Annotated in this window: 12 protein-coding genes; 6 read left to right on the forward strand and 6 right to left on the reverse strand. The window is 40.1% G+C overall.

Annotated elements, in window-relative coordinates; all coding sequences use genetic code 11:
* The first annotated feature begins 15 nt into the window (after positions 1-15).
* From plsY to nrdF, 5 genes are all read left to right on the forward strand, one after another.
* Positions 16-654 carry a glycerol-3-phosphate 1-O-acyltransferase PlsY gene (gene plsY / locus BZZ03_RS00930; RefSeq protein WP_019293702.1) on the forward strand — a complete coding sequence of 213 codons (639 nt, stop codon included), beginning with the start codon at positions 16-18 and terminating at the stop codon, positions 652-654.
* Positions 655-762: 108 nt separating this feature from the next.
* Positions 763-981, forward strand: a complete 219-nt coding sequence (nrdH, locus tag BZZ03_RS00935) for a glutaredoxin-like protein NrdH (protein WP_019292485.1) — start codon at positions 763-765, stop codon at positions 979-981.
* A complete protein-coding gene (gene nrdI, locus BZZ03_RS00940; RefSeq protein ID WP_019292484.1) occupies positions 978-1,397 on the forward strand; it encodes a class Ib ribonucleoside-diphosphate reductase assembly flavoprotein NrdI in 420 nt (139 codons plus the stop codon). The genes nrdH and nrdI overlap by 4 nt, the downstream gene beginning before the upstream one ends.
* Positions 1,398-1,450: 53 nt before the next feature.
* Positions 1,451-3,619, forward strand: coding sequence for a class 1b ribonucleoside-diphosphate reductase subunit alpha (gene nrdE, locus BZZ03_RS00945; protein WP_019293703.1), 2,169 nt, complete (start codon positions 1,451-1,453; stop codon positions 3,617-3,619).
* Positions 3,620-3,633: 14 nt separating this feature from the next.
* Complete coding sequence (gene nrdF / locus BZZ03_RS00950) at positions 3,634-4,620, forward strand: class 1b ribonucleoside-diphosphate reductase subunit beta (protein WP_086582094.1); 987 nt, start codon at positions 3,634-3,636, stop codon at positions 4,618-4,620.
* A gap of 71 nt (positions 4,621-4,691) precedes the next feature.
* On the opposite strand, the gene BZZ03_RS00955 is transcribed toward nrdF, so the two are convergent.
* The 6 genes from BZZ03_RS00955 to queG all read right to left on the reverse strand — a co-directional run bounded on the left by BZZ03_RS00955 (position 4,692) and on the right by queG (position 10,745).
* A complete protein-coding gene (locus tag BZZ03_RS00955) occupies positions 4,692-5,297 on the reverse strand; it encodes a hypothetical protein (RefSeq protein WP_086582095.1) in 606 nt (201 codons plus the stop codon).
* A 26-nt stretch (positions 5,298-5,323) separates the two neighbouring features.
* Positions 5,324-6,307, reverse strand: a complete 984-nt coding sequence (locus BZZ03_RS00960) for a hypothetical protein (RefSeq protein WP_086582097.1) — start codon at positions 6,305-6,307, stop codon at positions 5,324-5,326.
* A 403-nt stretch (positions 6,308-6,710) separates the two neighbouring features.
* Positions 6,711-7,646 carry a permease-like cell division protein FtsX gene (gene ftsX, locus BZZ03_RS00970; protein WP_019293704.1) on the reverse strand — a complete coding sequence of 312 codons (936 nt, stop codon included), beginning with the start codon at positions 7,644-7,646 and terminating at the stop codon, positions 6,711-6,713.
* Positions 7,639-8,331 carry a cell division ATP-binding protein FtsE gene (gene ftsE / locus BZZ03_RS00975; RefSeq protein WP_017369093.1) on the reverse strand — a complete coding sequence of 231 codons (693 nt, stop codon included), beginning with the start codon at positions 8,329-8,331 and terminating at the stop codon, positions 7,639-7,641. Before ftsE ends, ftsX begins: the two co-directional genes overlap by 8 nt.
* Positions 8,332-8,540: 209 nt before the next feature.
* Complete coding sequence (prfB, locus tag BZZ03_RS00980) at positions 8,541-9,638, reverse strand: peptide chain release factor 2 (RefSeq protein WP_086582384.1); 1,098 nt, start codon at positions 9,636-9,638, stop codon at positions 8,541-8,543.
* Positions 9,639-9,689: 51 nt separating this feature from the next.
* Entirely contained in the window at positions 9,690-10,745 is a 1,056-nt protein-coding gene (gene queG, locus BZZ03_RS00985) for a tRNA epoxyqueuosine(34) reductase QueG (protein ID WP_086582099.1), read from the reverse strand.
* A 103-nt stretch (positions 10,746-10,848) separates the two neighbouring features.
* Here queG and BZZ03_RS00990 point away from each other — a divergent pair, with 103 nt between their 5' ends.
* Positions 10,849-12,474, forward strand: a complete 1,626-nt coding sequence (locus tag BZZ03_RS00990; protein WP_019292478.1) for an Rqc2 family fibronectin-binding protein — start codon at positions 10,849-10,851, stop codon at positions 12,472-12,474.
* Positions 12,475-12,490 lie beyond the last annotated feature (16 nt).

A 12,490-nucleotide genomic window follows, 5' to 3' on the forward strand; every position in this document is an offset into this window, starting at 1 on the left:
TAAAAGAAAGATGATATGACTATAATAATTTTATGCATCGCTGCCTACCTTATTGGAGCGATTCCTGCAGGACTTTGGATTGGAAAGATTTTCTTTAAAAAAGATCTGCACGCGTATGGTTCTGGAAATACTGGTACAACGAATACTTTCCGTATTCTTGGAAAAAAAGCTGGCATCATTGTTTTCATCTTTGACCTTCTCAAAGGTACATTGGCCACACTTCTGCCTCTCATTTTCCATGTTCATGGTGTTTCGCCACTTATTTTTGGATTGTTAGCGGTCGTTGGTCACACCATTTCCGTCTTTGACAAATTTAAAGGTGGAAAGGCTGTTGCGACTTCAGCTGGTGTTGTTCTTGGATTTAACCCCGTTTTCCTCCTTTATCTGGCCGTAGTTTTCTTCCTCGTGCTTTACCTTTTCAGCATGATTAGCCTGTCTTCTATTTTAGGAGCCATTGCTGCACTGATTGGCGTTCTTGTTTTTCCTTATTTCCACTTTATTTTACCCGATTACGACCCCCTGTTTTCGGTAATAATTTTAGCCTTGGCTTCTATTATCATCGTTCGACACAAGAGTAACATTAAGAGAATAAAAAATAAAGAAGAATCTTTGGTACCATTCGGCTTAAACCTCAGCAAACAACACAATATATAGTATTTTACATAATTATAGACCACAATATCTAGTATCGATAACTTGACTAGGTATTTTTTTTATACTAAAATAAAAGAATAAAAATAATGAAAAAATTGGAGAATAATTATGGTCACTGTATACTCAAAAAACAACTGCATGCAATGTAAAATGGTAAAAAAATGGCTCACAGAACACACTGTGGACTTTGAAGAAATTAACATTGATGAAAAACCAGAATTTGTACAAACAGTGCTTGATATGGGATATCGTGCTGCACCTGTCGTTGTCAAAGACGACGTTTCATTCTCTGGTTTTAACCCAAGCGAATTGGCAAAATTGGCATGAAATTAATCTATTTCAGTATAACTGGCCAAACACGTCGTTTTGTCAATAAAACCAACTTAGAGCATGAAGAAATTCTGCCTAACGATCCCGAATTTGAAGCAAATGAAGATTTCCTGATTATCGTCCCAAGTTATGCGGATGAAACTCCTGGAGCTGAAAAAAGCATGGACATTATGGACCCAGTCTTTGAATTTATGTCCTATGCCAATAACGCACAATACTGTAAAGGCATTGTCGGTACAGGAAATCGAAATTTTGCTTCTTTATATATATTTACCGCAAAAGAATTATCCGCTCAATTCCAAATTCCTATTGTTTACGATTTCGAATTTAATGGCACACCGAGCGATGTAGCTGCTGTCGAAGACATTGCAGCTCGATTAGAGTCTGGAGCAAACATCAGTCTCAAATCATAAATTTCACTAAAAATAAAAAATTAGCATGCGGGCGCAAAGCCCCGGAGAAATATATGTCACTTAAAAATCTTGAAGATGTTACGTACTTTACACTTAACAATCAAATCAATATCCCCGTTAACGGCTCTATTCCTTTAGCAAAAGACAAAGAAGCAATCACTGCCTTCTTCAAGGAAAATGTTGAGCCTAACACTTTCACTAAAGATACTTATGCCGAAAAAATTGAAGCCCTTCTAGAAGGTGATTACCTAGAAGAAGACTTCATCCGTAAGTATGAAATGAGTTTCATTGAACAACTTCATCAAGAATTGTTGGACTTTGGCTTTAAGTTTGATAGCTTTATGGCTGCTTACAAGTTCTACAATCAATACGCCATGAAAAACAACGAAGGTACACTCTATCTGGAAAACTTTGAAGATCGCGTCTTGATGAACGCGCTCTACATGGCTGATGGTGATACAAAACTTGCACGTAATTTAGCCTTTGCTATGGTTAATCGCCGTTACCAACCTGCTACTCCAACTTTCCTCAATGCTGGACGTAAACGCCGCGGTGAGTTTGTCAGCTGTTTCCTTTTACAGCTGACAGACGATATGAATTCGATTGGTCGTACCATTAACTCTGCCCTCCAACTTTCAAAAAACGGAGGCGGTGTTGGTCTTAACTTGACCAATTTACGTGGTGCTGGTGCACCAATCAAAGGTTACGATGGCGTTGCAGCGGGCGTTGTTCCCGTGATGAAACTTTTCGAAGATAGCTTTTCTTATGCCAACCAACTTGGGCAACGTCAAGGGGCTGGTGTGGTTTATCTTTCCATTTTCCACCCTGACATTATGGAATTCCTCTCAACGAAAAAAGAAAATGCTGATGAGAAAATCCGTGTGAAAACTTTGTCACTCGGTGTAACTGTTCCTGATAAATTCTACGAACTTGCAGCTAAGGGCGAAGATATGTACCTCTTTGAGCCTTACTTTGTTGAAAAAGAATATGGCATGCCTTTTGCCCATGTTGATATTACAGCAGAATACGACAATATGCTCGCAAACGATAATATCCGTAAAATCAAAATCAGCGCGCGTGAGTTGGAACAAGAACTTTCTAAACTCCAACAAGAATCTGGCTATCCTTACATCGTGAACATCGATACAGTAAACAAAGCTAACCCTGTCGATGGTGTTATCTCTATGAGTAATCTTTGTTCTGAAATCCTTCAAGTTCAAACACCTTCTGTGCTTAATGATGATCAAACATATTCAACATTAGGTACTGACGTTGCATGTAACTTGGGTTCAACAAATGTCATGAACATGATGACTTCAGGCGCAGACTTTGGAAGCTCAATTGAATCAATGGTTCGTGCCTTGACTTTCATCTCTGAAACTTCAAATCTTGACTCTGTACCAACTGTACGTAAAGGAAATAACGAAATGCGTGCCATTGGACTTGGTGCTATGGGGCTTCATTCTTTCCTCGCTAAAAACCATATCCATTACGACAGCAAAGCCGCTGTTGACTTTACAAGTGTTTACTTTATGCTCTTGAACTACTATACTTTAGTTGCATCAAATACACTTGCAGTTGAACGCCAAGCAACCTTCAAAGACTTTGATAAATCTGCTTATGCTGATGGCTCTTACTTCGACAAATACCTTAACCATGACTATTTCGCCGCTGTTCCAAACGAAATCCAAGAACTTTTCGCTGGTATTGCTGTACCTGGTCCAGCTGAATGGGCTGCCTTAAAAGAAAAAGTTATGCAAGGTGGACTTTATAACTCTTACCGTATGGCCGTTGCTCCTAATGGATCAATTTCTTATATCAACGACTGTTCTTCTTCAATTCACCCGATCGTTAACCGTATCGAAGAACGCCAAGAAAAGAAAGTCGGTAAGATTTACTATCCAGCCGCTGGTCTTTCAACAGATACCATTCCTTATTACAAATCTGCTTACGATACAGACATGCGTGCTGTCATTGACGTTTACGCCGCTGCAACAGAACATGTCGATCAAGGTTTGTCTATGACCCTCTTCATGCGTTCAACTTTACCTGAAGGCCTTTATGAGTGGAAAATTGCAAATAATAAAATGACAACACGTGATTTGAGTATCTTGCGTAACTATGCTTACAATAAAGGTATCAAAACTATCTACTACGTCCGTACCTTTACTGACGATGAAGAGGAAGTTGGCTCAAACCAATGTGAAAGCTGTGTTGTTTAAAAAAAGGAAATACTATGTCTGAACAAAATAACCAAAAAGTCCCTACTTACTATGCAGCCATTAACTGGAATGCAATTGAAGATTCTATTGATAAATATACTTGGGAAAAACTGACCAGCCAGTTTTGGTTGGACACACGTGTCCCTGTTTCAAATGACCTTGACGATTGGCGCAAATTGCCTCAAGTTGAACGTGATACTTTTGCGAAAGCTTTTGCTGGTTTGACTCTCTTGGATACTTTACAATCTGTAGACGGTGCAGAGGTGCTCAAACATGATGCACGTACTCCTCAAGAAATCGCATGTTTCAACAATATCCAGTTTATGGAGTCCGTTCACGCCAAATCTTACTCTACAATCTTTAGTACTTTAAATACAAAATCAGAGATTGAAGAGCTCTTTGATTGGGTCGATACAAATGTTTACATGCAAAAGAAGGCAGAAATCATCAATGATATCTATCAAAAGGGTACAGCCCTTCAGAAGAAAATCGCAAGTGTCTTCCTTGAAACTTGCCTCTTCTACTCTGGTTTCTTCACACCACTCTGGTATCTCGGCAACAACAAGATGATCAACTCTGCTGAAATCATTAAACTTATTATTCGTGATGAAAGTGTCCACGGCACTTATATCGGTTACAAGTTCCAACTTGGTTTCAACGAGTTATCTGAAGAAGAACAAAGTGAACTCCGTGATTGGATGTATAACTTGCTCTACGAACTTTATGAGAACGAAGAAGCTTATACACACTTGCTTTACGATGAAATCGGCTGGACAGATGAAGTCTTGAAATTCCTTCGTTACAATGCCAACAAGGCACTTATGAACTTAGGACAAGATCCCCTCTTCCCCGATACAGCAGCGGATGTCAACTCTGTTGTAATGAACGGTATCTCTACTTCTTCATCAAACCATGACTTCTTTAGTCAAGTTGGTAATTCTTACCTGCTCGGTGAAGTTGAAGCTATGTCAGATGACGACTATATGATTGGTATGAAATAAGATGAAAAGATTAGGAATTGATTCCTAATCTTTTTTGATTTGTTTTCTTGATGTTGATAATTTGTGGAATACTATTGACGAATAATGAGGGAAGGTCGGAATCCACCATGCGTCTGAACTATATCAGGGGAAGCATCTGCAACCAGTCTACCGCTATCATCAAGAGCCCAAAGGTTATTTGTTGCATTAGGAGTACGTAGCCACCACCAGAAAACCTCCCACATTCCGCGGCGATCCCATGCACTCATAAATCCTCTACTTGAAGCAGTTGACAAGTGCTGCACATCTGCTAGAGAAAGAGAAAACGCACGGCGCACACCACCCTCTCCTTCTGGAACAACTCTTGTCCTATCCGCAATAACCTCAGGCAGATCTAGATCCGCAAAGTCCCTGACCACCCAGCCTCCTGCAGTAAGTCCAATGTCAGCCCCAAAAGTACTTCCTGTGACAAAGGTTCCCTGTACAGGAAGGGTCATTTCTTTAAGAGCTGGTGGAATTGCGTTGTTGAACCAGTGTTCAAGTGCAGCCTCTTGGTTTTCCATGGAAAAATTTCGTACAGCTTGGTCAAGAATAATCCAGTGATTGCCATTACCTAAGTTTTCAAGGTAGCGGAATGTCCATTGGTTGTAGGGAGCGGGCGCACGCACGGTAAATCGAGTTCCGGCTGAAGCGCTCATGAGTCGAAAGTTTAAGTCCTCAATATCTACAAGTACATTGCCAGGTGGTTTTCTCGAATAGCATTGCTATTAACACCTTCAATGAACTTTTGTAGACTTGGATGATGTTCCCCCTCCTCATCAGGGGCTAGAAATTCCTCACGATGCTCAGGACTGACCAAATCACTCGCTACATGGATAGCATAATTAACGACACCATTAATACTCTTTGCTTGTGCGGTCATTTCCGCGGCATCCAGTAAGTAAGAGGTTGCTTGTCCAGCTTCCAGCTTACTTGCCCAATATGCCCAGCCTGTCTGATGGTCGATAACCCAAAAGTTACCGATTTTCTCATCATCATCAAGCTCAAGCCATTCTGCCATAGTTATTGGGGCCTTCTCTTGACTTAGATTTTGTGCAGTGTCACGTCTCCCTGTGGAACCTGGCCACCTGCCTGCAGTATTCTCGTAATAGTCATCCGCAGCCCAGAAGTCTGCTTCACCGTTTCCAGGATGAGTTGCGTCACCTGCCACATAGTCGAGTGCATCACCTGCGGCAGCTGTCCTCAAATCAATCTCATCATGATTGAATGTCGGTAAATACCAAGGGAGTTCTCCTGCTTGACCAAAGGTAAGATTCGAGAAGCGATTAAAGTAAATACTCCCCGAACCTACACGCATATTAATATCCGTTGCTGCTGGCCGATAAGCAGACCATGTTGTTACATCTTCGCGTTTTGCACCACTTACTACAGAGACCGGAGTGTCTTGATCACGTTCTTGGATTTCCATGAACTCTGACAAACGGATACGTACCATGATTTCACCTTGACCATAGTTTTCCACAAAGACATCCTTATTCTCCGTTTCTACATCGTAATAATCATGTACGCGCCCACCGACATTATTATCAAGTGACCGTTCAGTAATAGTCTGTTGTTGTATAGCTCTAAAGGCAAAAGTACCACCTATAAGCAAAAGCAAGAAGAGTAATAGTATGTTCCTTAGTTTCTGTTTTTTGTTCTGCTTCATAGCCTCATTTCTCCTTTCACTCGTTTTTTATTCCATACCGCGGAGAAAGTCAAAAACGTCCTGTGTTCTAAGGACGTCGGATTGTAAACAGAAAAAGAGCAGAAAATTACTGCTGTGCTGTGCTGTGCTGTGCTGTGCTGTGCTGTGCTGTGCTGTGCTGTGCTGTGCTAAAAGATTATAAACCATCGCATTTACCTCGTCAAGTTTTTGTTATCTATAAGAAACGCTAATAACATTTTATAATCTTATTGTAATGTATCTTCTAAGTTTTTCAAAATAATATCTGGGCACTCAATAATATCTGGGCACTCTTAATGATGACTTTCTAGTTTTTACTCAAGGTACAAGTTAATTTAAGGACAAAAAAATAAGTTCTACTTTTTAGTAGGACTTATTTTCATTTTTAAACTTTCAAGAAACGACGCATTGAAGTTACTGCTCCGAGTGAACCGATCAAGATACCGATAAGGAAGAGTAAGCCAACCATCATTGGCACAAAGGTGTCTGCGGGAAGTAGATATAGACTTTGTGGTTTCAAGCTTGGTGTGAAGCTTGTGAAAGCTAGGTTATAAAGCCAAGCTATCAATACACTTGGGACAATAGCTCCCAAGAGTCCAACCCAAGCACCTTCCAGGAAGAATGGCCAACGAATATAACCATTACGCGCACCCACCAATCGCATAATCTGAATCTCACGTTGACGTGACATAATCGTGATACGGATTGTGTTTGAGATGAGGAAGACAGCAACTAAGATAAGTAGAGCTGCTGCTGCACCACCCCAAATCTTCACGTTATTCCCTAAAGCAAGGATACGTTCTGTATTGGCACCACCATAGTTTGCAGATTGGATACCGTTGATTTTCTTAATAGCACTGGCAACTTTTTCGACATCTTGTGGGTTATCTGCTTCAACGATATAAGCATCGTAGAGCGGGTTAGCATCACCTTGGAAAAGAGCCCAAGTACTGCCCAATGTCTCTGTCAATTGCTTAAGTTGTTCATCTTTACTTGAGAACTTGATTGAAGCAACATCAGGGATTTTTTCAATTTCTGAATAAATTTTACGATAGTTTGGATTGTTGATTTCTTTCTTAGGATTTTTTGGATCTTCAATTTTCTTATCCATATCATGAATATTCAAATCCATATATGCAACAATACGTACATTTTTTTCGATATCACTGGACAATTTCGCCGTATTTAAAATAACTGAGAGAAAAAGTCCGACTAAAGTCAAAGTAATCATTACAGAGGAAACTGCTGCTACAGTCATCCATCCGTTACGACGGAGATTTTTCAGTGATTCCAATAAATGTTTAAATAAATTTCTAATCATCGTAACCGTAATCTCCTTCCGCTTGGTCTCGAACGATACGTCCATTTTCAATAGCAACAACGCGGTGACGTAATGTGTTTACGATTTGGCTGTTGTGAGTTGCCATGAGAACAGTTGTTCCTTGCAAGTTAATTTTTTCGAGCAAATTCATAATTTCCCATGAATTTTCTGGGTCCAAGTTCCCTGTAGGTTCGTCAGCAATCAAGAGTTTAGGCGCATTAGCGATTGAACGTGCAATTGCTACACGTTGTTGTTCACCACCTGAAAGTTCATCAGGGAAAGAACGCAATTTATGTTTTAGGCCTACAAGATCCAAAACTTCATTGACACGTTTTTTGATTTCGCGTGGACGTTTTCCGACAACTTCCATTGCATAAGCGATATTCTCATATACAGTCTTCTTCGGCAAGAGTTTGTAGTCTTGGAAGACAACCCCTACAGAACGACGTAACAAAGGCACATCACGACGTTTAAGTTTCATCAAGTCAAACTTTGCAACGACGCCTGTCCCCTTGTCAATTTTTAGTTCATGGTAGAGCAACTTAATAAAGGTCGACTTACCAGCTCCAGACGGTCCAACAATATAAACAAATTCTCCTGCCTCGATGTCAAGAGAGATGTTACGTAAGGCTGTTGTACCGTTAGAGTATTTTTTTGATACATTATTTAATTTAATAATACTCATTATCCCTAGTCTCCATTGAATTGTTTTGCAACTTTTTTCTTCCCCTTTCCTCTCTATAAAGAGGGAAGGGAGTTCCTTTTTTGAAACTATTTTTTCTGCTCCAAAAAAACAAAGTTCTTCTCATTATACCAGATAAAAAGATTTTTAGGTATAAATTATTTTACAGTTTTTCTTTAAAGTTACAAATGAATTTCGCTTGAATTACCAACTTACATTTTCCAACGTAGGTAAGCATGGATAAAGCCATCAAGATCTCCGTCCATTACTTTATCAATTTGCCCTGTCTCATACTCTGTTCTTGTGTCTTTGACCAACTGATAAGGCATAAAGACATAAGAACGAATTTGACTTCCCCAAGAGATGTCTGACTGATCACCACGGAGTTCGTCGACTTCGGCTTGTTTTTTATCCATCTCTAATTGATAAAGTTTTGATTTCAGCATGGCCATTGCTTTGTCTCGGTTACCGTATTGTGTACGGTCCATTGTAGAAGCCACTACAATTCCAGTAGGAACGTGTGTCAAACGTACACCTGTTGAGACTTTATTGACATTTTGCCCACCTGCACCACCTGAGCGGAAAGTATCCATCTTAATATCTGCATCGCGAACATCAACTTCAACTGTATCATCAAGTTCTGGCATGACATCTACCGAAGTAAATGAAGTATGACGACGGTTTTGTGAGTCAAAAGGCGAGATACGCACCAATCGGTGTACTCCCTTTTCGCCTCGTAAGAAGCCATAGGCATTTCGGCCCTCAAATTTTAATGTCGCTGATTTTAGACCTGCAACATCTCCGTCTTGATAATCCAAAACTTCTACCTTGAAGCCGTGTGCAGCGCCCCAGCGTTCATACATACGCATGAGCATGCTGCCCCAGTCTTGTGACTCGGTTCCCCCAGATCCTGGGTGAATTTCCAAGATGGCATTCATGTGGTCATAAGGTTGGTTGAGCATGATTTCCAACTCGTAAGTTTCAATCTTTTTACCTAACTTCTCAACGTTCTCTTCAAGCTCGACTTGCATATCTTCATCGTCTTCTTCCTGAAGCATCTCCAACAACACTTCACTGTCCTCATGAAGTGTTGCAATTGACATGAAGTTTTCATACTTTGCCTTAAGCGCATTTGATTCATCAATGACTTTTTGCGCAGCTTCATTATCATTCCAAAAGTCAGGCTCAGCCATATCATTATCAAGCAAAGCGATTTCTTCTTCTAAGCGATCTAAGTCAAGTGAGCCACGAAAATCTTCGACTTTCTGACCATATGCCTCTAGTTTATTTCTAATTTCAGATAGTTCCATAGGCTCTATTTTAGCATATTTGTCCAAAAAAAGACAGCAGCTCTAAGGCTCCTATCTTTTTCGTGGTCGCATACGATGCTTGTTTTCGAGTTTTTCAATCGCCCATTCGGCAGCATCTACCATATAATCCCTAACATCATTCTCAGCGATTTCGTGCAACTTAGGTAATGCTGAGCGATCATTTGCATTTCCTAAGGCATAGATCGCATTGCGTTGGATAGGATTCTTCCCTCGCCAGCTGCCTGCCATATTGCCAAATTTATTCGCAAACTCTTTATTAGATAAATCCAAAAGTGGGAGCAGCTCTGGGTTTGTCAAGTCTGGATCGGGCTCCATTTCCGGGTGGAAATGGCTGTTTATTCCCTTATTATAGGGACAAACCACTTGGCAAATATCACAACCATAAATTACCGTTTTAATTTTTTCACGGTATTCTTCTGGCATAGGCCCGCGTGTTTGTGTTTGATAAGATAAGCAACGCTGTGCATTTAAGCGCCCATCTCCTAAAAGTGCCTTCGTCGGACAGAAATCGACACAGCGTGTACAAGAGCCACAGCCATAATCGACAGGCTGATCTTCCTCAATCTCTAAATTGGTCACCAATTCGCCCAAAAACATCCAAGAACCGTACTCCTTGCTGACGAGTAAACCGTTTTTCCCAACAAATCCCAAACCTGCACGCGCAGCTACAGCGACATCCACAAGCGCCCCTGTATCTACCATGGCTGTATAGTTAAAACGACCCGCTATTTTTTCTATCCCTTCCGCAAGTTCTTTTAACTTTCGGCGAAGCACATGATGATAATCTTCACCCCAACTTCCCCGGGAGAAGGAGCCTCGGCGAAATTCTGTTTTTTCGGGATTTTCTTCTGCCTTATTAGGATAGGCTATACCGATGGATATGATTGTTTTTGCATCTTCGAGAGACAACTTTGGTTGTAAACGCTCATCGAGATTTTTATGTTCAAAACCAGACGTGTGTCCTGCTTCTTTCTGTTCAATCAAAGAGGCACGAAGATATTCAAAATCATCCGCTTTTGTAAATCCAATTTTTTGAATATTGAGGTCTGCCGCAAGCTTTTGGATCTCTTCTTTTAAACTTTTCATCTGTTAAACCTTTCTTTATAGACATCTTAACATAATTTTTACCAACAGCCTTCATAATTATGTTAAAATAAGCATTAGATTATTAAGAAACACGGGGTAAAACATGGCTTTCGACGGTATTTTTTTACATCATATGACAGCTGAAATTTCTGAAATCCTTAAAGGAGGACGAATTCAAAAAATCAATCAGCCTTTTGAACAAGAACTTCTTTTAACGGTTCGTTCAGGAAGAACATCACATAAATTATTATTATCTGCTCATCCAACTTTCGGCAGAATCCAAATCACTAAGACAGACTTCCAAAATCCTCAAAATCCCAATAATTTTGTCATGATTTTACGCAAGTACCTGTCTGGCGCTTTTATTGAAGATATTGAGCAAGTAGGCAATGACCGCCAATTGATTTTCCATATCTCAACCAAAGATGAAATTGGTGACGCCATGAAGATTGCACTGGTTGCTGAAATCATGGGGAAACATAGTAATATTATCCTTATGGATAAAAGCAGCAATAAAATTATTGAAACCATTAAACATGTCGGATTTTCGCAAAACCAATATCGTACCCTTCTTCCTGGTTCGACTTATATTGCCCCTCCGGCAAGCGATAAGGTCGATCCTTTTACAGCTTCTGACGAAAAGATTTTTGAGGCACTGCAGACACATACATTACAGTCAACCTTTCAAGGTATCGGGCGTGATAGCCTCCAAGCTTTAGAGAACTTGACACTTCCGGAATTCAAGGAAAAATTGCATAAAGTCCTTCCTTCAATCTATCCTAATGATAAATTTTCGGCCATTCAACTTGCGGAAGACTATCAAGAATTTCCCAGCTTATCTGAAATGCTCGATGTTTATTATGCGGATAAAGCCGAGCGTGATCGTGTAAAGCAAGTTGCTAGTGAAGTGATCAAAAAAGTTCAAAATGAGCTTAAGAAAAATCGTGACAAGCTCAAAAAACAGGAAGCGGAGTTACGTGCTACAGAGAATGCTGAGATTTTCCGCCAAAAAGGAGAGCTGCTTACAACCTTCCTTCATCAAGTTCCAAACGATAAGCCTGAAGTGACCTTAGATAATTATTATACCAATGAGCCAATCACGATTAGCCTAAATCTTGCACTTAGTCCTTCACAGAATGCCCAACGCTACTTCCACCGCTACCAAAAATTAAAACAGGCTGTGAAGTTTCTTGGCGATCAAATCGCGAACACTAAACAGACAATTTCTTACTTGGAATCTGTTGAAGCTAATCTTACGCATGCTGACGTCGTTGAAATTGCCGATATCCGTGAAGAACTCATTCAAACAGGATTTGTTAAGGCAAAATATCGGAATAATAAAAAACAAAAAATGCTGCCTCCAGAAAAGTATCAAGCTGAAGATGGAACGATTATTCTTGTCGGTAAAAATAACCTTCAAAATGAGCAAGTCAGTTTTAAACTCAGTCGTAAAGGTGACCTCTGGTTCCATGTGAAGGATATTCCTGGTTCCCATGTCTTAATTACTGGGAATGCAAATCCTTCAGATGAAACGATAACTTTCGCCGGAGAACTCGCAGCTTATTTTTCTAAGGCCCGTTATTCTAACTTAGTACAGGTTGATATGATTGATGTGAAGAAACTTCATAAGCCAACAGGAACTCCTCCAGGATTTGTGACTTATACTGGTCAAAAAACTATTCGTGTTACGCCTGATGAGACCATCATCAAAAATGCAAAAATAAAATAAAAAAAGTTCACATATA

The sequence above is a fragment of the Lactococcus petauri genome (assembly GCF_002154895.1).
Lineage (GTDB): Bacteria > Bacillota > Bacilli > Lactobacillales > Streptococcaceae > Lactococcus > Lactococcus petauri.